Here is a 22,957-nt window from a genome sequence, read left to right on the forward strand (position 1 = left end):
CAGAGCCACAATGGCAAGCGGAGCCGATTGCACCCGAGCCCTTCCCACGAGACCGACCGGATCGCTCTCGGGCTCGCGGCCGCACGGGAGGCAATTCGTGGCCATTGGTATTGGCCCCCATACTTTCGCGCGGCGCGGCCCCACGGCCTGACGAGACAAAGTGCCGGAACCTGCACGCATAAGACCGGTTCGCTAGCAGCCGTCGCCACTGGGGTCAAGGTGCCAAAATCCGCACACAGAAGGTGCACCACTGCCACCTGCCGATAATTCGCTCAGCTCGTCCTCAGCCGAAAGACGCCCAGCCGAATCCATTGACATGACCAACAGCCGCAATCGATGATCCGTTTTGTATCCGGACCAGCTACTCGGATACGGCATTACCCTCCCCCACCCCCGCACTCCTGAGCGTGCGGCATGCCCGGAGACAAGAGACAAGGAGCACCCGTATTGGTCGAGCTGAAGAGCGGCGAAGAAACGGTGTACGACCGGCTGCCCGGCGAGGTTCCTCCCGTGCCGAGAATGATCGGCTGGACCCTGCTGAGGCTCGACAGGGAAGCCCAGGCCGTTCACCTCTCCTTCGAGCCCGCGGCCGAATTCGTCAACCCCCACGGCACGGTTCACGGCGGATTCATCACCGCCATGCTGGACGAATGCATGGGGTCGGCGGTCGTCGGGCTCCATGAGGCGCAGTTCCTGCCCGTCACCGTCTCCATGAGCACGGATTTCATCAGGCCGGTTCCCGTCGGAAAGGTCTTCAGCCAAGGCCGCATCACGGCGATGCTCGGCAAGTCGGCCTTTCTCGAAGCGTGCCTGACGGATGCGCAAGGCCAGACCTTGGCCCGCGCGACGGGCGTCTACCGCCTGCTGCCCTGGCCAGAGCACCTGCGCCCCACACCCGCCTGACAGCCGCCGGCCGCCGACCACCTGCCACCTGCCACCTGCCACCGCTGGACGCCGCCGTCCACACCACCATTCCGGAAACCCAACCGAAAGGACCCATCGCCATGACCAACTTCGAGAAGCTCCTCGCCGCGACCCAGACCGAGTTCGACAGCGAGATCGGGCAGAACCCGCTCATCGAGACCGTCGCCGGCGGCCAGATGAAGCGGGAGCACTACGTCGCCTATCTGCGCGAGACCTACCACATGGTCCGCCACACCTCCCGCATGCTGTCGCTGGCCGGGGCCAGGCTCGGCGACGACTACCGCGGGTTGCGCGACTGGTTCTTCGAGCAGGTCCAAGAAGAGAACAACCACGACCTCTTCTGCATCAAGGACCTGGAGAATCTGGGCGAGAACGCCACGGAGGTCCTGGCGATTCCGCCGAAGCAGGGATCGTGGGGCCTGGTCGCACAGAACTACTACATGGCGACCTACGGGAACCCGCTCGGAATTCTCGGCGTCGCGAGCCTGACCGAAGGGCTCGGCGCGGACCTCGGCAAGTCGATGGCGCAGCTGCTGCGGGAGACGTACGGCCTGGAGAAGAACCAGGTCACTTTCATCAAGAGCCACGCCGGCTTCGACGCACGGCATATCGAGGACGTGAAGCTCGCCGTCAACGACCTCCTGCTCAAGGACTCCGACCTGGACGAGGTCGTCCACGGCCGCCGGATGACCATTTACTACTACGCCCAGATGTTCCGCGACGTCCTCGCCAGCGCCTGAACCCCACCGCCACGGACACAAGGGAGAGGCTCTTGCCACTCGAACCCATCGCCGTCCTTGACGGTGGCAACCCGACGACCACGACCACCTACGCCGCGGCCCCCGAAGACGACGAGGTCTTACGGGAACTGCGCCAGTACCAGACCCACGAAGTCGCGGAAGCGCAAGAACTCGACGAATACCGCGACTTCTTGAAGAACGCCCTGAGACCGCTCGGCCTCTACAGCGACGAGTTTCTCCCCGACATCGCGTCCACCTGCTACCGGGTGACGTTCGACAGCGAGCTAGTCGCCATCTTCCGCCTCACCCCAATGGCACCGGACTCGACCCTGCACCACATCATTCCCGGCGCCACGGGGAAGAGCGTCCTCGAAGTGAACAACATCGCGGTCGACAAGGCGTTCCGCGGTGATCTCCTGCTGGGCATCATCCTCCGCAACTGCGCCGTGCTATCCCACACGATGGGCTTCGACTTCGTCGCCGGTGTGATCAGGGAGGAGATCCTCTCGTGGTTCACCGACTTCGGGACGATTCCGGTCCGGCATGAGCCGCTGCACCTCCTCGGAGACGACACCGTCAACGACTTCGTCACCTATTTCAGAACCGACAGCAGGGAATACGTCGACTACGCGATAACCCGGGGATACCACTACTTCCATCGGAAGGTGACGATGAGAAACATCAAGGCCGATATGAAGCGCGCCCGCCGGCGCGCCGCCGACGGAGAGCTGGCGCTCCATGGCTGACCCAGCGGCCGACGCCGCCGCCTTCCCCCCGTCCGTGCTGCTCCTGGCACCGCTGCTCCAGATGATGGCGGCGAAGACGCTGTACGCGGCGGCCGAACTCGGAATCGCCGACCTGCTCGCCACCCGCCCGCGCAGCACCGCCGAACTCGCGGAGCGGACCGGCACCGACGCGCCGTCCCTGCGACGGCTCCTCCACGCCCTCACCGGGCAGGGCATCCTCACCCAGACCGGGACCGACCGCTACGCGCTCACCGAATCCGGGCAGCCGCTCCGCACGGACGCGCCCGACTCGATCCGGAGCACGCTGCTGATGGCCTGCGGCCCGGAGACCTCCCGGAGCTGGGACCGGCTCGTACCCAGCCTGCGGACCGGAACCCCGGGCTGGGACCTGGCGCACGGCATGAGCTGGACCGAGTACTACGCGCGCAATCCCGGCCGCGCGATGATCTTCAACCGGTCGCAGGCGGAGCACACCCGCGATGCGGCGCCCGGCATCCTCGCGGCAGCGGACCTCAAGAGATTCCGTGAGGTCGTCGACATCGGCGGCGGGGACGGCACCCTCCTCACCCACATCCTGCGCGCCCACGACGACCTCAACGGCGTGCTCTTCGACGTCCGCACCGGCCTCGCCGACGCCGACGCCACCCTGGCCGCCGCGGGCGTCAGGGAGCGCTGCCGCGTCGTCGCGGGCGACTTCTTCACCAAGGTTCCGGACGGGGCCGACGCCTACCTGCTGAAGGAGATCCTGCACGACTGGGACGACGAGCAGTCCATGGCGATCCTCCGCAGCGTCCGCGCCGCCATTCCGCCGGACGGCCGGGTGCTCCTAGTCGAACGAACGCTTCCGGAGAAGGCCGTCGCCGGGTTCGACGAGACCCATTGGTACCTCCGCGACCTGCTGATGCTGGTCGTGACAGGTGGACGCGAACGCACCGAGAACGAGTTCCGGCTGCTGCTCAAGGCCGCCGGTTTCAACGCGGACCGGGTCTCCGAGCCGTTCCCACCATTCGGCTACCGCCTGATAGAAGCCTCACCGGCCTGACCCGCGACGCCTCTGCGCCCTTCATCCGAGGGACTTGATCCGCGCGGTGGCCGACGCCACGGCCACCGCCCGTCCATCGGGGCCGAGGAGCTCACCGGCGAGAAAACAGACATCGGCCCCGCGCTTGACGATGCGTCCACGACCGACCAGACGGCCGGGGAGCGCGGGCCGCAAGAACTGCACATGCAGATCCAATGTCGGCGCGAACTGTCCCTCGTCCAGCGTCGCGACCAAGGCCGGCCCCAGCGTGTCATCGAGCATCGCGGCCAGAAACCCGCCCTGGATCACGCCCGTCGGATTCAGGAACCGCTCGTCTGCGGCGAAGGCGACCTCGATGGTGCCCGCCTCGGGATCGACCTCGATCAGTTCCCACCCCAGCGTCACCGCCGCCGCAGGGGCGGGAACCCGGCCCGCCAGCACGTCCCAGAAAACCCCGCGCCTCTGCCGATCCATGGTCACGCCCAGACCCTAAGCCCCCACCTGAGAAAGGAACAAAGCCCCACAACGACGCGTGAATACGCCAAGCGAGCACCTGACCTTCAACGTCTACTTCCGGGAGGTTTGCAAGCGCGTCATGGCCTCACGCCAGTGCAAGTGCGCGACTTCCTCCGCCGGTGCCGTGTGCTCGTCGCAGAACCACACATGCCACGGGTGATGACCGGTCCAGCCCTCGCGATCCAGTTCCCGTTGCAGCGCCTCCTCCTCCGCGCTGATCGCGAACTGAACGAGCGTGAACGAGGAAAACGGGAGGTCGCCAAGAGTCCGCCTGCAGACCAGGCACGTTGGTGGCTCCACGCCGAACCTCTCTGATCAGGAGGAATGCCTCGTCCACCGAACGATATCGCCACGACGCAGCCGCTGGCGGACCCGTGGGTTCCTCGGACCGAAGGAGCCGACCGGCCCGCCACCGGGATCCGCGACATGCGTCCAGGATCGGCCACCTTGCGGGACCCCGGCGACGTCGCCGCTCCGATCGAAGCCACGGTCAGGGGCCAGGGGCCCGCCCCGTCCGCACGGTGTGAGATAACTCCGGCCCGTAACCCTGAACCGGTAGAAACTCACGCAAGCTACGATACTCCGGACGGCTACCGTGGTAAGAAAGTCTCAAGATCGGGGCCGCCCCGCCAACGCAGAGCCGACTCAATGACGAGAAGGCAGGCACCGCCATCCGGTGCCGATCATGCAGTCCACCTCCGATATCTCATTGAGCAATGAACTACTTACTGGTTGATATCCGCGAGAACAACGTCTTAGCGCTGCGGCACTTCCTGCTGGAGGGGCCGCAAGCCTGGGTGCCGTTGAAATACGAACTGCAGAAAGACGACGAGACCGCCGCAGGGTACGTGTCGCTGCTCCTGGGAGCCTTCAGCGTCGCCGTACGCCGCAAGTTCTCGACGGCCTACACGCTGGACGACATCGCCCGCTTCGTCGACGAGCTGCGGATCAAGGCCGAGGAGGAAGCGGTCCCCCTCGACCTGCTCCTCACCGAGGACGCCATCCGCCGCGCCGTCGACGCCCCGCCGCTGATGAAGGACTCCGAGTCGGACGACGAGCTGACCACCGTCCTGAACACCAAGGTCTACGTCCTCCTCCATCTCGTCGCCGAAGCCGGCTTCACGAGGGCGGACCTGGAGCAGTTCGTCGAAGACGTGGCGGCCTACACCAGGGATTGGCTCGCCGCACAGCGCCCGACACCACCGACCTACTTGCTCAACGACAGCCCCGACGAGGCGCACACGGCACACCGCCCCTGACGCCACCCGGCCGACGCCCGATGGGTCCGGCGGCCGGCCATAGGGCCGTCCACGCCAAGTCGAACAAACGCCGCATCGTCGTATCGCGTGACGCACCGGAGGGCTCGTCCGCTGGTTTGCGTGCCGATGTAGGCCCTGCGCGTCGAGTGCACGCCCGGTTCTCCCCCAGGCGAACCGACACCCGCACGGAGACCGACGGCAAACCCCCGCCGCTTCCTGCCCAACAACCCCGGCGCCCCCGGCCAGCCGTCCCGCCCGGAGAGTCGTGCCCGCGCACGCGGCGAACAGCAGGACGACAACTCCCAACCGGCCGAGCCCAAAGACACCGGCACCCCAACACCCCGAGACCGCCGGCCCGCGAACGCGCAAGCCGAAACCGAGTCGCCGTTCTGCATGGCGGCGGGGGCGACAAGTGCGATCGCGTTCAGGTCGTTGACGTCGAGCAAGGGAAGACGGTGTGGCAGCGGTGCAGCGGCAAAACGAGGGGATCAACGCGTTCCGTGCGGGGCGGCTCGTCCGGCGTGGTGCAGGCGCTCGGCGCGGCGGACGGACGGTCGCGCTGGTTCCGGTGGGTTTCCACGCGGGCGGCTCATCGTGTCCCATCCGCCGATCCCGGCGCCGTCCTGGCCCTGGACCCGCGTACCGGAAGTTCACCGAACTGCTGCAGTGGGTGGACGGGCATTCATCCTGCTCCGGCATGGCCCGCATCCCGGCGACTGCCCGTCCTCGCCGCGTTGGGCATCACGGCGAAAGAAGGCGGCCAAGAAGCAGTGACGCCGGGCCGCGGACCCTTCGGCTGGGCCGTCGTTCGGTGTCAGGTGGCGCGGGCCACGATCCAGTGGGCGGTCGGACGGTGGCGCCAGGGGCCGGACGGGGCGCGGCTCAGGAACTGTTCGCGGAGTTCGGCCATAAACGCCTCGCCGTGGGAGAGGACGAGTTTGTGGAGCGGCCCGCCGCCGACCATGGCCGTCCAGAACGACTCCGCGTCTGGGTGGTCGATGGGGTGGGACACGGGCTCGTCGCGCTCGACCAGGGCGCCCGCCGAGGCGGCTCGTTCGGCGAGCCGGAGGTGCCGGGCAGAGCCGTCCGCGCCGTCCGGCTGGGCCTCCGCGCGTACCGCGCTGAGCAGCGCGAACGGGCCGTCGGTCTCGGTCTCGTCCGGCCACGACACAACCGACAGGACGCCGCCCGGCCGCAGCGCGGACGCCCAGCCGGCGATCGCGGCGGCCGGGTCGGGGAGCTGCTGGAGGCCGAACACCGACACGACGGCGGCCGCCTCGCCCGGCCAGCGGGACGCGAGGTCGACGGCGTCGCCGCGCACCAGGCGGGCCCGCGGGTGGGCGGCGACGCGGCGGCGCGCGCGGGCGAGCATTCCGGGAGAGAGGTCGATCCCGACGATCTCGCGGTCGGGGTGGGTGGCGGCGATCGCCGGGAGTTCGGGGAACGTGCCGCAGCAGGGAACGAGGATGGGGCCGGGTGGGAGCGTCCGCGCGTGGAGTGCCGAGGCGGCCGTGGCGACCCACGGCGCGAACCTGGGGACGAAGTACCGGTCATAGCCTTCGGCCGCGCCGTCCCAGCCGCGGGCCAGCAGGTCAGAGGGGTCGTCGCTCATCGGTTCGGCATCCGTCCGGCCAGGATGTCGGAGCCGGCCCCGAAAGGCCGGGCATGTGAAACATCGGAATTTCACAGTGTAGACATGCGGGTGTCCGATCTGGCGGCGCTGATTCGTCTCCGGACGTGGTCGCACCGAAATCGAGAACCTTCACCGATCCGTCAGGGCAGAGCATCAGGTTGCTGGGCTTCAGGTCCCGGTGGACGAGCGGGCGCCGGTGCGCGACGTTCAGCACCGCGCACACCTGGGCGGCTATCAGCGCGGCCCACGAAACCGGCAGCCTCTCCTGAGCGTCGAGGACATGATCGACCGTCATGCCCTCGACGTACTGCATCACCAGGTAGAAGCAGCCGTCGTGGCTACCGAAGTCGTAAACGGTGGGGACGCCCGGATGCTCGAACCACGCGGTGCTGCGGGCCTCCTGCTCGAACCGCTCGACGAGCGACTCGTCCATGACCCGGGTGAACTTGACGGCCACCCGCCGGTCGAGGAACCGGTCGTAGGCACGCCACACCTCGCCCATCCCGCCGCAACGCCCACCACCCTCCGGCCGCCGTCCCGCAGGCAGCCGCGGCCGGGCGGATGGCGGGGCCGCAGGTCAAACGGACGGGCGCAGGGCGCCTGCGCCCAGCCCTTCCAGGCCCAGGCGCAGGACCTCCGCGCCGAGCGTGTGGGTCTCGCGGAGTGCGGTCTCCAGCTCGGTGAGCTTGCGGAACGCCTTCCCTAGCTCGGCCTGTTCGGCCAGCGTGAGGCGGGGCAGGCGGGCGCGGCGGACGTCGAAGCGGGCCGAGGAGGTGGAGCTGCGGAGCCGGGCGCCCTGCGCGCCGAGCAGCAGCCATCCGGCGACGAAGTCGGGGTCGGTGCGGGACGGATCGACCCGCACCAGGGCGAGGCCGGGGCCGAGGGCCATACCGTCCTCCGGCCCCCGCTCACCGCCGTTCGTCGGGCGAGCTCCGCTCGGCAGGGCGTCCTCCGTCATGACGCGCGCGACTGGGTGGCGGGCGGCGATGGAGACGACGACGTCCCCGGCGGAGATCCACACGTGGTCGGCGTCGGGTCCGGCGGTTCCCGTGGCGCCCCGCCCCACGGCGATGTCGTCGAGGGTCAGGACGGGCACGGTTCCCTCGCCCATCCGCACCCTGACCGGTGGACGGAGTATTTGCACCACGCCCGCCTTGGCGAGCTCGCCGACCGTCGTCATCGGGACGTCGTCGCGCGCCCGCGCCCCGGTGAGGGACGACAGTTCGGCGACCGTCCGCGGCAGTTCCGCCGCCTTCCTCTCCAGGGCTTCGCGGGCGGCGGTGAACGAGCCCTCCGATGCGGGAGCGCTGCGCTGCGGGAGGTACCGGGCCGGGGTGAGGTCGACCTCGTCGTCCAGCAGGTCGATGATGCGGACGACGGCGCTGGAATCCGTCCCGTCGCCCTTGCCCTTGAGGTAGCGGCGGTACGCGTTCAGGGCGATGTCGTGGAAGTTCTCCGGGTCGGCAGAGGTGTCGACCATCAGGACGTCGTCCGCGGGCTGGTCGCCTGGGGACGGACGGCGCAGCACCCACACGGCCAGCGCGACGGCCATGTTCGGCACCGCGCCGGGGGGCAGGCCGATGACGGCGCGGAGCGTCCCGCGGCGGAGCAGTTCCGCGCGGACGCGGCGGCCCGAACGGCGGTTCGCGACGGCCGGGGGCATGAGGACGACGACCGTCCCGCCGGGGCACGCGTGCGCGAGGCCGTGCTGCAGCCACGCCAGCTCCGACTCCATGCGCGGCGGCAGGCCGTACTCCCAGCGCGGGTCGCCGGTCAGTTCCTCGTAGCCCCAGCCGCGGTCGTTGAACGGCGGGTTGGTGACGACGAGGTCGGCCGTCCGTCCGGGGAAGGCGTCGGTGCGGAGCGAGTCGCCCGGATGGATTTCGGCGGGGGCGCCGCGCAGCGCGAGCTGGATCGCGGTCATGCGGGCGGTCGTGTCGTCGATCTCCTGGCCGAGGAGCCGCTCGACGCCCTTGAACAGGTCTTTCGCCGTGCTCAGGTACGCGCCGGTGCCGCACGCCGGGTCGAGGACGGTCCGCACGGGCCCGGCGGGGGCGGCGGCTCCGAGTTCGAGCATCAGCCGGACGACCGGCTCGGGCGTGAGGTAGACGCGGCGGCTGTGGTGCTCCAGGTAGCGGGTGCGGAGGAACTCGAACGCCTCCGCGACGCCGCGTTCGTCCACCAGGTCGGCGAGCGCGTCCGCGATCGAGACGTCGCCCGGGACGCCGGCCGGAACGTCGGCCCGCACTCCGGGGGGAACATCGATCTGGCGGGCTTCGTCCGCACGGAGGTCGAGGAGGAACGCGCCCGCGTAGGTGAGCACGTCGGCGAGTTCGGCGCCGCCGGCGGTCGCCTGGCGGAGGGTCTGCCACACGCGCTCGCGGACGGGCGATCCGGACAGCTTGCCCTGGCCGCGGAGCCAGTCCTCCACCTCGGCGAGGGAGAAGGTCGGGCTGACCGCCGTCCCGCCGATGGGCTGCGGGAAGTCGTCGTGGCGGCGGCGCCAGTTGCTCACCGCGGCGCGGCCGACCGCGGCCAGCCGCGCGATGTCGGCCGCGGTGACCGTCGCGTCGTTCGACGCCTGCACTTCCGTACCGCCCTCCTGCCCCACCCACCGTTCAAACGACGAGCTCCGCCCGGCCGGGGGGCCGTGCGGACGATCTCACCCTAGCGCCCACCACGACCATTACACCGGTTGATCTGGTTCACGTCCCCTAGCCCGCACGCTGAGGTCTCCTAGGGCAATGCACGTGCCGACCGGCCCCCGCGAGAGTCCGATGGTGCCCACCACGGCAGCCGCCCGACGCGCACGCGCCCCCGTCCGCCGCGCCGCCGTTTGGCCGGGGCTCAGGGATTGACGCTGAAGCTCACGACGGCCCCCCTGAACGACCCGCTTCCGGCCCACTGCCGGTGCCAGCTCTGCTCCGGTTGCGCAGTGCCGTACATCCGGAAGTACCAGAGGGGGTCGCCAGAGCTCTGCGTCGGGACGTTTTTGTCGCGGGCATAGTTCTCCATGGTGATGAAGTCCGAACCGCTTCTCGCGACTACTGCGCCGTAGTGATAGTCAAAGTGGGTTCTCCTTGCCCGCTCCGCCGCCTCCTGGGCTTCGTCGCCGTATCCCATCGTGGTCATCGAGTAGCCGATGCCGGGCGCCGACGCGTACTGGTTGAATCCCAACTGCTGGAGCATTTCCTCCATCAGACCGGAATGTTGTGCCATCAAATCCTGAAAGTTCCGGCTGATCGTGTACCCTAGTTGATCGAATGCGTCTCTGTCATTCCCCTCAAGTGCCCTTTTTATTCTGCTCGCATAATCGCGACCGGGACGAAGTTCGTCGACCACCGAACCGGCGATGTACCAGTATTTGGTCGAGGCGGAGTGGATATTGCGGCTCCCGGTGACGTACTCCGCCATTTCATTGCACAACTGGGGTGTGCGGGCTTCAACCCCGCGCTGTTCATTCTCGAGGAGGGTGGTCTGGGGAACGACTTCGAACAGGCGTCTTTCCCGGCCCTCGCTCTCGATGCGCAGGTACCTCTTGGTCTTCACCAGTTTCACCCTGCCCTTGAGCAGCTCCACGGACTCTTTGATCTTCTCCTCGGTGGCGAAGAAGTGCTTCGGCTGCGCGCCGCCCTCCACGGCCAGATCGGCGTTGTCGGATACCGTCAGCGGGACTCGCCCGGAGTAGGCCAGCCTGGCGGTGGGCGGATCCTTCTCGGCATAGAAGCCGCCGTCCTGGTCGGCGTCCTGGCGCACGAAGAACCTGTCGTCCGCGGACAGATCCTCATCAGCGCCAAAGAACTTCTTCTTCTGTTTGGCGGGGTAATTCTCGGCGTCTGATGCGACCACGTGGTACCGCTGAACGGCGACGGCGGACGCGGCGGACGCGGCGGGCCGGTCGCCGCGGCCCGCCTGGATCGCCCGGGTGACCGCGGCGTTCCCCGCCAGCCTCTGCAATTCCATGACCCCAAAAGAAGAGGGCGCCGCCCCTTCCGAGGAGCCGTCGGATCTAGAGGGGCGGACCGTTCCGTACCGGTCGGCACTCCGCTGATCGGATTCCCTGACATGCCGCATTCCCGCGCGCCCTTCACTTCGTCATGGCCATCGAGTTCTGACAGAGCGTCCATAAATCCTGCATGGGGCAGGCCATCATCCTGTCGGCCCTGAAGAGCACGACACAAGCGACCCTCGCCCGAGAGCGCGAGATGTGCCCCTTTTCCTGTCCGTTCGATCCGACACCCTTGCCCGCAAGCACAGTCCCCCATCGGGCACACCTCGGGCTGGCTGATCTTCCGGCCGTCCGGCGGCATCACAAAACACGTCGCCCCCGGGTCGATACCGACCTCGGCCGCCGTCTCCGGCAGCGGCTCGCACGGGACGTCCAGGATGAACGACGCGAAGTACCGGCCCGCCGCGTCCTTGATCACGGTCACCGGCGACGGCTCGAGCGGCAGCGGACGGGACCATCGCACCCGCACATCCCCGGCCTTCGACAGACACGGCTTCCCGCCCGCCGTGACCGTCAAGCGGGCGTTGCGGGTGAACCGGATCGCCTGCCGGTCGTCCTTGCGGGACCAGTTGCGAGACGGTGCGATCGGGCGCTCTCTCCACTTCCCGGCACCGAGGCGAAGAGGTCGCGGCACACGGTGTTCAGATCGGGCAGTGCCTGCGTGCGCTTCCTGGCCAGCGACGGAGGCGTCGTCGAACACCACCCGCGCGCACCCGAACGCCCGCGCCAGTGACTGCTGCCGACCGACGTCCGGGTAGAGCCGGCACCGGTACCTGAGCTGCCCACCCCGAACCTGCTGTTGGTCCATGGCGGACTCCGCCCCGACCCGCCTCGGGAGGACTGAGTAGTGGAATGGATGATTCCGTTCTGCTAGACTGAGAACAGAACGATCCGTTCCGCATACTCCCGAAGGAGACGCCATGACCGGCTCCAGCGAGATCCGTCCGTTCCGCATCGACGTTCCCGAGGCCGAGCTGCAGGACCTCCGCGACCGGCTCGCCCGCACCCGCTGGGGTGCGCCCCTACCCGGCGCGGCGTGGGAGCGCGGCGTCCCCGTCGACTACCTGCGCGAGCTCGCCGAGTACTGGCGCACGTCCTACGACTGGCGCGCCCAGGAGGCGGCGCTCAACGAGTTCCCGCAGTTCGTCACCGAGATCGAGGGGCAGACCGTCCACTTCCTGCATGTCCGCTCCCCCGAGCCGGACGCGCTGCCGCTGCTGCTGTGCCACGGCTGGCCCGGCTCGGTCGTCGAGTTCCTCGACATGATCGGCCCGCTCACCGATCCCCGCGCGCACGGCGGCGACCCCGCCGACGCCTTCCACGTCGTCATCCCGTCAATGCCGGGCTTCGGGTTCTCCGGCCCGCCCCGCGAGGCCGGATGGAACTCCAGCCGCATCGCCGGCGCGTACGCCACGCTGATGAACCGGCTGGGCTACGAGCGCTACGGGACGCAGGGCGGCGACATGGGCGCGTTCGTCGCACCGGACCTGGGCCGCATCGACGCGGAGCACGTCGTCGGCGTCCACGTGAACGCCGCCACCTACGGCTTCATCCCGTTCGGCGAGGTCTCCGACGAGGAGAGGGCCTCGCTGGACGACCGCGAGCGCGCCCGGCTGGACCGGCTCGCGAACTGGACCGCGGACGGCAGCGGGTACTTCCACATCCAGGCGTCCCGCCCGCAGACCCTCGCCTACGGGCTCACCGACTCCCCCGCCGGGCAGCTCGCCTGGATCGTCGAGAAGTTCAAGGAGTGGACGTACCCGTCCGGCGACCTTCCGGAGACCGCGATCGACCGGGACCGGATGCTCACCGACGTGATGCTCTACTGGGTCACCGACACCTTCGGCTCGGCCGCCAACATCTACTACGAGAACATGCACATGTCCGGCGACTGGAACCCCGAGCCCCCGACGACCCCGACCGGCGTCGCCGCGTTCGCCGAGGACATCGCGATCCGGCGGTACGCCGAGCAGGGCAACAACATCGTCCACTGGTCCGACTTCGACGAGGGCGGCCACTTCGCCGCCATGGAACGCCCCGACCTGCTCACCGAGGACGTCCGCACCTTCTTCCGTCCCCTCCGCTGACCCCCGCGTCATCCAAGGCCGCTCCGCGTGCCCGCTGCTCAGCGCGCACGCAGAGCGGCCTCGACGGTCCGGTCATCAATGAGGTCGGGCCGGCCCCAGTGCCGCCTTGCCGCGTTGAGCTTGGCGGCCATCGTCCTGATGAGCTGCTGCTCCGGATACGGGTAGGGGCCGTTCCGCGCGAAGAGCTGCGAGTAGCGGACCGCGTCGACGATCGCCGACTTGATCCGCTCGTGGGTGAGGTAGGCGGGAAGGTCCCGCCTCCACCCGGCGGTGTGCTCGGGCGCCAGAACGGGGGCCCAGCGGTCGATGAGCGCCTGCTGCTCGTCCGGGAGATACCCCATCTTGTGGAGATGCACGGCGAGGTCGTAGACGGGATCGCCCCAGAGTGCCAGCTCCCAGTCGAGGAACGTCGTCGTGCCACCGCCCACGATCATGTTCCGGCGGTGGACGTCGGCATGGACGCAGGTGAAGGGGCGTGCGGTGAGGCCGCGCCATAGGTCGTCCACCGGGGCGAGGGGATCGGCGGGAATGGCCAGCGCGGTGAAAAGATCGGAGTACTGAGCGCTGTAGGTGTCGTACACGCGCTGCGTCAGGGCGGACAGGCGCCGCGCGAACGCGGTCGTGTCGCCGTCCGCGGGCCAGGACTCGGGGACGTCCGGCAGCCGGGGAACGCCGGCGAGCTGGGCGAAGAGCCGGACGACGTCGTCCAGCACGTGAGCGGGGACGGCGACGCCGCGCGGCGCCACGTCGTTGAGAACGTCCCCGGCGATGAACTCGTGCACCTGAAACGGCGGGTCGGCGGAGACGTGCAGGACGCGCGGGGCATGCCGGACGTGCGGGGAGATGGCGGCGAGGACCCGGTCCTCACGCCACGGCCGCAGATCCATCATGTCGGCGCCGCGGATCGGGATCCGGACGATGACCGGCCCGTCCGGGGTGTCGACGCGGATGTTGTCGTTGTAATACCCGGTCGCGGAGTCGCCGTGCGCGCGCGCCCGCTCGTACAGTTCCCGCCAGGTCACGCACCCTCCAGCAGTGTCGCCACGAGTTCCCCCGCCCGGATCTCCAACGCTGCCAGCAGGCCGGGCGGCCGGATCTGGGCGCGAGCGCGACCGGCCACCTCGCCGATGTCGTCGCCGGCGGCGTCCAGGACCTCCAGCAGCCGGCCCGCGACCATGATCAAGGTCGGGTAGACCTCGGCGCCGACGAGTTCGGCGACAGCCCAGCGCGCGGACGCGGCCGCCCGGCCGGAGTCGCCGGTGCGGGCGTACAGGAAGGCGCGGAAGAGTTCCGCGCGGGCCCGGCCCGAGCGGTACCGCGCCCGGTCCAGCGCTTCGGCGGCGGTCTGGAACGACGCCGCGGAAGGGGCGTACTGCCCTAGGCGGAGCTGGGCGATGGCCAGCGCGGTGTAGGCCTTGCCGATCTCATGGTGGGCGCCCAGCTCGGTCTGCGTCTTGATGGCCTCGGCGGCGGAATCGACAGCGCTCGGCGGGTCGGTCCAGGCCAGCAGCTCCGCCCTGTTGGTCTTGATGTTGGCCTGCTCGATCAATGCGCCCGCCCGCTCGTAGAGGGCGGACGCGGTCTCCAGGGCGCGGCCGGACGCGTCGAGGTCGAACGCGAACCGGTGCCCGAGATGCTGGAGCCGGGCGACGTCGCCGCGGAGCACGAAGTCGTCGTCCGGGGCTTCGCCGAGGATCTGCTCGGTGATGGACAGCGAGTCGTCGAAACGGCCCTGACACATGTCCAGGTCGGCCACGCAGAAACCGGCCCGCAGGCGCACGGGACCGGCATGCTCGTTCCAGATCCGGCGGAAGAGTTCCTGGGCTTCGCCGGTGGCGCCCGCGATCCGCCGTCCGTGCGCGCCCGCGAGCGCCAGACGCGCTCCTGGCGTGTCGTCCAAGGACCAGTCGATGGACGGGGTGAGCCGCGTGGCCGCCTCCGCATCCCCGAGCAGGACCGCCGACTCGGCGTCAAGGCAGCGGGCCGTCTGGGCGAGCTCGGCGCTTCCCTTCCCGGCGTCCAGGTACTCGCGCAGGTCGCGGGCCAGGCCGTCCACACCCTGCTTGCCGCCGTAGAGCATGGCGCGGTCCGCGTACGACAGGACGTCGGCGCCGGTGAAGGCGTCGCCGTGCAGGCCGCAGAACGCCGCCTCCCGGACGGCCTGCACTTTCGTGGCGACAGCGTCCTCGGCGATCTGGTCCTGTGCGGCACGGTCGTCCCACACGTCCTTGAGAAGGGCCTGGACGTCCCGGACGGTCTCCAGCGACAGCCGCCGATACAACGCCGCCTTCATGAGCTGGTGCAGGCGGTTGCCACGGGTCCCGGCCGGATAGACGAAGGAGTACGCCGTCAACGACTCCCATGCCATCCGGTGCCGGGGCAGGTCGAAGGCGTCCGCCACCGCCTGGAAGATCTCGAAGTCGAAGACGCGGGTGACGCTCAGCAGTTCCAGGGTGCGGATCTCGTCGGCGGCGACATGGGCGAGGAAACGGTTCAGGATCTCCTCCGACGACACCGCGGCGGATTGCCGCGCGGTCGTCCGGGTGTCGACGGCCAGGTGCAGGTAGAACGGGAGCCCCTGGCTGGCGGCCGCGATGGCGTGGCGCGCCGTCTCGTCCGCGATGCCACCGCCGGCGAGGAGCTCCAGCCGGGCCGCCATCGGCAGCCCGTCCACCCGCTGGTCGCGGATCACCTCCGCCCAGCCGGGGTCGTGCGACGCCCAGCCGAGCGGCTCGCGGCTGGCGACGACCACGACCCCGCGGTCGAGCTGGACGATCAGATCCCGGAGCCAGACGTCCTGCACGGCGGACCGTCCGCTCCGCGCCGGGGCGGGGACCAGCGCCTCGTAGGCGTCCACGAAGATGGCGTAGGGACGGTCGGAGCCTTCCCGCAGGTCCTCGGCGAACAGGTACGTCACCGCGTCGGCCAGCTCGGCGTTGGTCAGGTCGTCCAGCCGGCTCAGCGTGTCGTCGGCCTTGATCCGGTGCCGCTGCCGCATCCCGGTCGTCGCCTTGCCGAGCAGCCGCAGCAGCCCGACGCCGGTGCCGAAGACCGGCACGCCCGCCGCGCCGTCGAGGATCTGGGAGAGCGCCTCGCTCTGGTCCACGAACGGCAGGTCCCGCGAGGACAGCCGCAGGTGCGGGTGCAGCCGCTGCCACAGCACGGCGTAGGCGATATCGAAACGGTCGAACCTGACGCCCTGCCGCCCGAGTTCCACGCGCAGGACCGCGAGGGCGTCCTCCTGCTGCCGCATCGCGGGAACCTGGAGGTCGATCGTCGCCGTCCGGCACGTCGCGGCGCAGCGCTGCCTCAGCTCCTGCAGCAACCGTGATTTGCCGATGCCGCCGACGCCCACCAGATTGAACACGCGAGGGGCTTCGCGGTGGTCGTCGAGCAGTTCGTCGAACGCGTCCATCACCTGTTCCCGGTCCACGAACGGCCGGTGCAATGCGGCCACCCGCCGGAAACGAGGTTCGAGGGGCATGACACGACTCCCGTGGCCGAGGTTGAATCTCTCCGCCCGGCGGGGACGGACGGCAACAAGTCCCGGACCGACGATAATTCATCGCCGGTTCTCAAGGCGGACGTTGTGTCGACCGCGTCAGGACCGGCCTTGACACGATTACGCCCGGTCGTGTTCTCCCTGCTTGATCCGGTCGATCAAGATGGCGAACGCCGCGGTGCTCACATCGAGGCGCTCACCAGCCGGATCCTTGGAGTCTCTGATTCCCACCCCGTTGATCAGATCGCCGACCTCGACGCACATCTCGTCTGTGGAGCCACCGCTGTACGAGCTCTTGCGCCAGTTGATCGTCACGCGAACTCCTTCATGATCTTCTCGATCAGGGCACGGGATTCGCCCACAGATGAGGCTTTCGTCCCGATCAACTCGAAGTCTATGGCGATCTCCCTGACCTCGGCAGCGTCCTGAACCAACCGGCCGCCATGGAACGCGCCCGTGTAGGCGACGTCCCTGCGCTCCAGGCTCATGACCTGGAAGGACCCGTCCAGCCCGATGTGCCATCCGGCCGATCGGGCGATGACCTGGATGCTTACGTCCGGGCGTTCCCCTAGCTCCAGCAATCGCTGGAGCTGGGCCTTCATGACCACAGGCCCTCCCACCGGACGGTCCAGCGCGCCTTGGTCGAGGAGAACCATGATCAGGGGGTGGTCTTCCCTGCCGATGATCAGTTCTTGTCGCGCCATGCGGCCCGCTAGCGCCTTCTCGACGTCGTTGACGCGTGCCATCGAAAGGCCAGCGCGGGCGTAGTCCTCCGTCTGGAACGGAACGGGAATGATCTGGCCCTGGTAGATACGGAGGATCTTGGCCTTCACCTCGTACTCGACGCTCTGGCGGAACCAGTCCGGGCTGTGCAGCGACCGGGCGAATCCGAGCAGGCGCTCGAAGTGCCCGCCCGTCTGCCACGCCTTGTCGAGGGCCCTGGCCTGGTCCAGGTCGATGCAGGATCGGCCCGCCTCCAGGTTCGAAACGTGGGATCGGACGCAGTTGATGATCCTGCCGACCTCGGTACCGGTGAGCCCTCGTTTCTGACGGTAAAACCGCAGGTCATACGCCAGCCACGCGTAGAGCGAGGACCCTGGATCGATTTCGTCCGCAGCACTCATCGACATCTCCCGAGGTTTGAGATGTTTACGAATACAACTCACTCTAATCACCGATGGTGATCCTGGGGACACGAATCGTGAAAACTCCCAGGAAGGGACGGACGAGCGATGATCGCGAAGCCGGACTGTCTGCTGATGCCGCTGCCGGGCACGAAGGCCGCGCCGGGTATGGCACGCCAGCTCACCCAAACGCGGCTGTACATGTGGGGCTATGAGCACATTTCAGACGATGCGTTCCTCATCGCCTCGGAACTGCTCACCAACGCCGTGGCCGCCACGCCCGGCAAGGAGATCCGTTACCAGTGCAGCCGTGACGCCGCCGGTGTCCTCATCGCCGTGTGGGACTCCAGCCCGGACGTTCCGCAGCCGCGGCCCGTGCCCGAGATGACGATCGACACGCTCGACGTCTCCGAAGAGGGGTGGGACGACAACGGCGGGCGTGGGCTCCCCATCGTCGCGGCTCTCGCCGTCGAGTACGGCCACACCCCCGACCCGTCCAGCGGCAAATGGGTCTGGGCCCGCCTCAAACCGTGACCGGGTCGGCGAGCCGGTGGCCAGGTCGGCGTACATGGGCAGCCGCGGGGAGGGGCCGCTCCCGCGGCTTGTTTCTCAGGTGCTTTCGCGTCGGCCGAATAGGGCTCTCGCGAATCGGAAGAGCATCAGCACCGGCAGGATGAACACGTAGAAGAACAGGGTGTATTCGGTGCCATCGAAGATGAAGCCGAGATAGATGGCGTATCCGAGGAAGCCGATGCCGAACGCGGCGTTGAGCAGCCTCGAGACGACGTCTTGACCGAGTCCGATGGCCGCCATGACGAGCATGGCGATGCTGCACACGCCCAGTAATACGACGTACCACGAGAAAGTGGCGTCGGCACTGAAATCGATATTCACGATGCCTCTCCGGGTGTTCGGGATTAAAACTGGACGATCATAGCCGGAGGGGAATGGCGCTACTGGCGATGACCTACATAGGCCAAATCGGGGGATGTGACCGCGACGGCAACCGGAAGGCGGTGTGGTGCGTCCCATCTAGGTCTAGTTCGTGGGTATATGGGGAGAAACGAGAGGATTGTGGGGGTGCCGGTGACCGGGGACGCGATGACGCGGGAGCGGATCGGGCATCTCTACGACTACCTGGGCGCGCTCGCTCAGGAGATCTACGCCAAGCCCGTCCGGCATGTCGGGGAGCACGACGTCGCCGTTTCGCCGGACGAGCTGCCCACGCATCCCGCGGTGCGCGTCGGGGCGGCGGCCGGGGACGCGTGGCTGCGCGTCGGGAAGGTGTCGAAGCCGCTGGCGCCTGGGCTTCCCCTTGAGCTGCGCGAACGGTTCCGCGGTGTGGTGCGGGACGATCCGTACGTGCCGCCGGAGGCTCCGGACGAGCTTCTCCCAGACGACGATCACGCGTCGTTCCAGCGGTGGCGGGAGAGCGTCTGGGTGCCCTGGGCGGAGGCGGCTCGGGACGTCCTCGCCGCGCGGCGGCTTTACGAGACGTTGTTCCGGCTCCGGCAGCGGATGCGCACGGACGGGGCCACGCACGAGCTGGTGTGGGGCCACGGGGTCCTCGGCTGGAAGCAGGGCGGGCAGCGCGTGTGCCACCCGCTGCTGATCACGCGGGCGCGGATCGCGTTCGACGAGCGGTCCGGCGAGATCTCGATCGTCCCGGACGGGCTGCCCGCGCTGGAGCTCGACTGCCTCCAGGGCCTCGGCGTCGCCGGGCTCGACCAGCTCAACGGGATCGTTGAGCATGTGCGGGACGAGTCCGTGAATCCCTGGGCGCCGGACGAGACTCGGGCCTTGTACCGGCGGATCCTCGCGCCGCTCGGGCTCGACGACAGGCTCGATGACGGGCCCGCGCTGCCGGAGGCCGGGAAGGCGCCGGTCATCGCGATGACCTGGCGGTTGTTCGTCTGCAAGCGCAGGGTGATGTTCCTGCGGTTCTTCGAGCAGCTCAAGGCCGCGGTCGCCGACGGGGAGCGGCTGCCCGCGCCGATGGTCGCGCTCGCCGCCGGGGAGGACGCGGCGCGGCAGACCGTCGCGGAAGGGGATGCCGACTGGGCTCCGGTCGCCGAGCGGCTGCTGCTGCCGCTCGCCGCTAACGACGAGCAGGAACAGATCGCCCGCAAACTCGCCCGGCACAGCGGCGTGACCGTGCAGGGCCCGCCCGGGACCGGCAAGAGCCACACCATCGCCAACCTCGTCTCGCATCTGGTCGCGCACGGCAAGCGGGTGCTGGTCACGGCGCACAAGGACCAGGCGCTCGCCGTGCTGCGCGACAAAATCCCGGCGGAGCTGCGGGACCTGTCGATGGCCGTGCTGGGGTCGTCGTCAGCGGAGATCACGGAGCTGCAGCGGTCCGTCCAGGCGATCACGGCGGCGGCCGACGGCGTCGACGAGGAGCGGGAGGAGCGGGCGGCGGCCGCGCTCCGGGACCGGCTCGACCGGGTGCAGGGGGACGTGGCGCTGCTGCGCAAGCGGCTGCGCGAGTCGCTGGAGCGCGAGCAGGAGAGCCTGGAGGCCGGCGGGTTCCGGCGGACGGCGGCCGAGGTCGCCGAGTGGCTGGCCGAGCATGAGGGTGAGACTGGCTGTGTCCCGGATCCCCTGACGACCGCGTCCGAGTGCCCGCTGGACGTGCGGGAGATCACCGAGTTCTACACGCTCGCCGCCGGGATCGGGCGGCAGGACGCGGTCGGCGCGACCCTGGACCTGCCGCCCGCCCGGCGGCTCCCCGCCGGTGCCGGGCTCACCGCCCGGTGGGAGGAGCTGCGCAGGCTCGGCGAGATCCTCGCCGGGCTCCAGGAGCACGGCGCCGACCTCGGACGTGTCGACGGCGTCGCCCCGGAGGAGGTGGCGGCGCTGGCCGAGGAGTGCGGGCACGCGGCGCGCGCGCTCGGCGGGTTGCAGGAGCCGTGGGTGACGCGGCTGCGGGGGCAGGTCGTGCAGAATCCCGGGTGGCGCGAGCTGTGGGCCGGGCATGCGCGGCGGCTGTCCGAGGACGCCGCCGAGTGCGGGCGGCTGCGGGCCACGATCGCCGGGTCGCTGATCGAGCTGTCGGCCGCGCCCTACCGGGACACGCTCGCGCTGCTGGAGCAGGCGCGGGCACGGTTCGCGCAGGGCAAGCGGGTGTCGCCGCTGGTGCAGCGCGGGCTCGCCCAGTTCCTCAGGACGACGCTGCTGGACGGCGAGCCGCCCCGCACCGCCGCCGACATCGACAAGATCGCCGCGTTCGCGGAGCTGCGCAGGCGGCGCGAGACGGCCGCGCGGCTGTGGCACGAGGAACTGGTCGCGACGCTCGGCGCACCCGTCCCGCAGGGCGCGGGAGCGGTGGAGGTCTGGATCGACGCGGAGGCCCAGAAGATCCATGCCGCGCTGGACTGGGAGACCGAGCGGTGGCCGCGGCTGCGTGCGCGGCTGGCGCGGGTGATCGCCGATGAGGCGGTTCCGGCGCGTCCCGTCCCGGACGATCTGCACCGGTTCGCGACCGTGCTCGGCGGGTTGCAGGCGCGGGTCCGGCAGCGGCAGGTGCATGCGGACTTCGACTCACTGGCCGCCTTTCTCGGGGAAGGGCGGGCGCGGGACGGCGCCAGTCCTCTCTGGACCGATCTGGTTTCCGCGCTGGAACGTCATGACGCCGACGCCTGGGACGCGGCGCTCGCGACCGCGGCACGGCTGGCGGCGTTGCGGCCTCAGGTGGAACGGCTGAACGAGCTGCACGGGCGGCTGGCCGCCGTCGCGCCCGGGTGGGCGCGGCTCATTCTGGAGTCCGGTGGCGACATCGGGGTCTGCGGTGACCCCTCGCGGCTCGACGCGCTGTGGCGGTGGCGGCAGGCCGAGACCTGGCTCCGCGCGATCATCGACGCCGACGACCTCGGTCAGGTGCAGCGGCGCCTGGACGAGGCACAGGAGGAGCAGCGCCGCCTCACCCTGGAGCTGACGCGGCGGTCCGCGTGGCTCGCGATGAAGCGGGGCCTCGGGCACACGCAGCGGCAGGCTCTGGTGGGCTGGCTGCAGACGCTCCGGAAGATCGGCAAGGGCACGGGCGTCAACGCGAACAAGTGGCGCGCCGAGGCGCAGCGGCTGCTGCCGGAGGCGATGGGCGCGGTCCCGGTGTGGATCATGCCGTACTACCGGGTGGCCGAGTCGTTCGATCCCGCCGCCGCTCCCCCGTTCGACGTCGTCATCGTGGACGAGAGCAGCCAGTGCGACGTGTTCGCCATCGGGCTGCTCGGCCTCGGGCACAAGGTCGTGGTCGTGGGCGACGACAAGCAGATCAGCCCGTCCGCCGTCGGCGTCCGGCGAGACCGCGTGGACGAGCTGATCCGCACCCACCTGCCGGGCTTCCCCAACGCGCTGCTGCTGGACATGGAGTCGAGCCTCTACGACGCGTCCGCGCGGCTCTTCCCGGGCGTGGTGCGGCTGCGGGAGCACTTCCGCTGCCTGCCCCGCATCATCGAGTTCTCCTCGCAGCACTACTACGGCGGGGAGATCCAGCCGCTGCGGGAGGAGTCCGCCGACCGGCCGCCGGGGCCCGCCGTCCGCGCGGTGCACGTCCCGGACGGCGTCCGCCGCGACCTGGCGATCGGGAACGTCAACGAGGCGGAGGCGGATGCGGTCGTCGACCAGGTCGTCCAGTGCTGCTCCGACCCCGCCTACGACGGCCGTTCGATGGGTGTCATCTCGCTGCTCGGGACGAGCCGCCAGGCACAGCTCATCGACGAGCGGCTGCTCGGCAAGCTCGGCCCCGAGGAGTACGAGCGGCGCCTGCTGCGCTGCGGCGACTCCTACAGCTTCCAGGGCGACGAGCGCGACGTGGTGTTCATCAGCGTGGTGTCGGACGGGGACGGCGCGCCGTTCACGTCCCGGCGCTACGAGCAGCGGATCAACGTGGCCGCCAGCCGCGCCCGCGACCAGATGTGGGTGTTCCACAGCGTCCAGCCGCACCGGCTGCACCCCGAGGACCAGCGGGCCCGGCTCATCCGCTACGCCGCCGACGGGCAGCGCTCCACCGACCTCGCCCGCGACCTGGAGTCCCGCTGCGATTCGGAGTTCGAGCGCCGCGTCCTGCGCATGCTGCTCGGCCGCGGGTATCTCGTCACGCCGCAGCATCCCGTGGGGAACCTGCGCATCGACCTGGTGGTGCGCGGCGGCGGGCACAAGCTCGCGATCGAGTGCGACGGCGACAAGTTCCACGGCCCCGGCCAGTGGGAGGACGATCTGCGCCGCCAGGCCGTCCTGGAGCGGCTCGGCTGGCGGTTCTGGCGCGTGCGCGGCAGCGTCTTCTACCGCGACCCGGACGCCGCGATGTCCTCGCTGTGGCCTCTGCTCGGCAGGCTCGGCATCACGCCCGGCGACCCGGCCCGGCTCGTGCCCTGAACGGGACGTACGCCGCAGGC

Annotated in this window: 18 protein-coding genes and 1 pseudogene; 8 read left to right on the plus strand and 11 right to left on the minus strand. The window is 69.6% G+C overall.

The window, feature by feature from the left end; all coding sequences use genetic code 11:
• The first annotated feature begins 447 nt into the window (after positions 1 to 447).
• The 4 genes from ACH34S_RS15935 (at position 448) to ACH34S_RS15950 (ending at position 3,452) form a co-directional block, all read left to right on the plus strand.
• The gene (locus ACH34S_RS15935) at positions 448 to 903 is read left to right on the plus strand and encodes a PaaI family thioesterase (RefSeq protein WP_395953419.1); all 456 of its coding nucleotides are present in this window, start codon (positions 448 to 450) and stop codon (positions 901 to 903) included.
• Positions 904 to 1,004: 101 nt separating this feature from the next.
• Entirely contained in the window at positions 1,005 to 1,664 is a 660-nt protein-coding gene (locus ACH34S_RS15940; protein ID WP_395953420.1) for an iron-containing redox enzyme family protein, read from the plus strand.
• Between the two features lie 32 nt (positions 1,665 to 1,696).
• Complete coding sequence (locus ACH34S_RS15945) at positions 1,697 to 2,410, plus strand: hypothetical protein (RefSeq protein WP_395953421.1); 714 nt, start codon at positions 1,697 to 1,699, stop codon at positions 2,408 to 2,410.
• Entirely contained in the window at positions 2,403 to 3,452 is a 1,050-nt protein-coding gene (locus ACH34S_RS15950) for a methyltransferase (protein ID WP_395953422.1), read from the plus strand. The genes ACH34S_RS15945 and ACH34S_RS15950 overlap by 8 nt, the downstream gene beginning before the upstream one ends.
• 21 nt (positions 3,453 to 3,473) lie before the next feature.
• Here the strand turns inward: ACH34S_RS15950 and ACH34S_RS15955 are convergent, their stop codons facing one another.
• On the minus strand, positions 3,474 to 3,905 hold the full coding sequence (locus ACH34S_RS15955; protein ID WP_395953966.1) for a PaaI family thioesterase: 432 nt from the start codon (positions 3,903 to 3,905) through the stop codon (positions 3,474 to 3,476).
• 758 nt (positions 3,906 to 4,663) lie between these two features.
• Between ACH34S_RS15955 and ACH34S_RS15960 the strand changes: the two genes are divergently transcribed.
• Positions 4,664 to 5,206: a hypothetical protein gene (locus ACH34S_RS15960; protein WP_395953423.1), complete on the plus strand. Its 543-nt coding sequence runs from the start codon at positions 4,664 to 4,666 to the stop codon at positions 5,204 to 5,206.
• A gap of 814 nt (positions 5,207 to 6,020) precedes the next feature.
• Here ACH34S_RS15960 and ACH34S_RS15965 read toward each other — a convergent pair.
• From ACH34S_RS15965 to ACH34S_RS15985, 5 genes and pseudogenes are all read right to left on the minus strand, one after another.
• Positions 6,021 to 6,818, minus strand: coding sequence for a class I SAM-dependent methyltransferase (locus tag ACH34S_RS15965; RefSeq protein ID WP_395953424.1), 798 nt, complete (start codon positions 6,816 to 6,818; stop codon positions 6,021 to 6,023).
• A complete protein-coding gene (locus ACH34S_RS15970) occupies positions 6,799 to 7,341 on the minus strand; it encodes a serine/threonine-protein kinase (protein WP_395953425.1) in 543 nt (180 codons plus the stop codon). The genes ACH34S_RS15965 and ACH34S_RS15970 overlap by 20 nt, the downstream gene beginning before the upstream one ends.
• A gap of 75 nt (positions 7,342 to 7,416) precedes the next feature.
• Positions 7,417 to 9,426: an N-6 DNA methylase gene (locus tag ACH34S_RS15975; RefSeq protein WP_395953426.1), complete on the minus strand. Its 2,010-nt coding sequence runs from the start codon at positions 9,424 to 9,426 to the stop codon at positions 7,417 to 7,419.
• Positions 9,427 to 9,686: 260 nt separating this feature from the next.
• Positions 9,687 to 10,802, minus strand: a complete 1,116-nt coding sequence (locus tag ACH34S_RS15980; protein WP_395953984.1) for a hypothetical protein — start codon at positions 10,800 to 10,802, stop codon at positions 9,687 to 9,689.
• Positions 10,803 to 11,545: 743 nt separating this feature from the next.
• Positions 11,546 to 11,803 (minus strand): annotated as a pseudogene (locus ACH34S_RS15985) (helix-turn-helix domain-containing protein); the annotation flags it as partial.
• Here ACH34S_RS15985 and ACH34S_RS15990 point away from each other — a divergent pair.
• The gene (locus ACH34S_RS15990; RefSeq protein WP_395953427.1) at positions 11,769 to 12,935 is read left to right on the plus strand and encodes an epoxide hydrolase family protein; all 1,167 of its coding nucleotides are present in this window, start codon (positions 11,769 to 11,771) and stop codon (positions 12,933 to 12,935) included. The pseudogene ACH34S_RS15985 and the gene ACH34S_RS15990 sit on opposite strands and share 35 nt — an antisense overlap.
• A gap of 38 nt (positions 12,936 to 12,973) precedes the next feature.
• Here ACH34S_RS15990 and ACH34S_RS15995 read toward each other — a convergent pair whose 3' ends face one another.
• From ACH34S_RS15995 to ACH34S_RS16010, 4 genes are all read right to left on the minus strand, one after another.
• Complete coding sequence (locus tag ACH34S_RS15995) at positions 12,974 to 13,957, minus strand: phosphotransferase family protein (protein ID WP_395953428.1); 984 nt, start codon at positions 13,955 to 13,957, stop codon at positions 12,974 to 12,976.
• Positions 13,954 to 16,419: a hypothetical protein gene (locus ACH34S_RS16000; RefSeq protein ID WP_395953429.1), complete on the minus strand. Its 2,466-nt coding sequence runs from the start codon at positions 16,417 to 16,419 to the stop codon at positions 13,954 to 13,956. Before ACH34S_RS16000 ends, ACH34S_RS15995 begins: the two co-directional genes overlap by 4 nt.
• 138 nt (positions 16,420 to 16,557) lie before the next feature.
• Positions 16,558 to 16,752 (minus strand): DUF397 domain-containing protein, encoded by a 195-nt coding sequence (locus ACH34S_RS16005; RefSeq protein WP_395953430.1) that lies wholly within the window; start codon positions 16,750 to 16,752, stop codon positions 16,558 to 16,560.
• Positions 16,749 to 17,612: a helix-turn-helix domain-containing protein gene (locus tag ACH34S_RS16010; protein WP_395953431.1), complete on the minus strand. Its 864-nt coding sequence runs from the start codon at positions 17,610 to 17,612 to the stop codon at positions 16,749 to 16,751. Before ACH34S_RS16010 ends, ACH34S_RS16005 begins: the two co-directional genes overlap by 4 nt.
• Positions 17,613 to 17,669: 57 nt before the next feature.
• Here ACH34S_RS16010 and ACH34S_RS16015 point away from each other — a divergent pair, with 57 nt between their 5' ends.
• A complete protein-coding gene (locus ACH34S_RS16015; protein ID WP_395953432.1) occupies positions 17,670 to 18,095 on the plus strand; it encodes an ATP-binding protein in 426 nt (141 codons plus the stop codon).
• Positions 18,096 to 18,170: 75 nt separating this feature from the next.
• Here ACH34S_RS16015 and ACH34S_RS16020 read toward each other — a convergent pair whose 3' ends face one another.
• A complete protein-coding gene (locus tag ACH34S_RS16020) occupies positions 18,171 to 18,455 on the minus strand; it encodes a hypothetical protein (protein ID WP_395953433.1) in 285 nt (94 codons plus the stop codon).
• 186 nt (positions 18,456 to 18,641) lie between these two features.
• Here ACH34S_RS16020 and ACH34S_RS16025 point away from each other — a divergent pair, with 186 nt between their 5' ends.
• Positions 18,642 to 22,937, plus strand: a complete 4,296-nt coding sequence (locus ACH34S_RS16025) for an AAA domain-containing protein (RefSeq protein WP_395953434.1) — start codon at positions 18,642 to 18,644, stop codon at positions 22,935 to 22,937.
• Positions 22,938 to 22,957: the final 20 nt, after the last annotated feature.

Source organism: Actinomadura sp. 3N508 (assembly GCF_044326375.1).
Classification (GTDB): domain Bacteria; phylum Actinomycetota; class Actinomycetes; order Streptosporangiales; family Streptosporangiaceae; genus Spirillospora.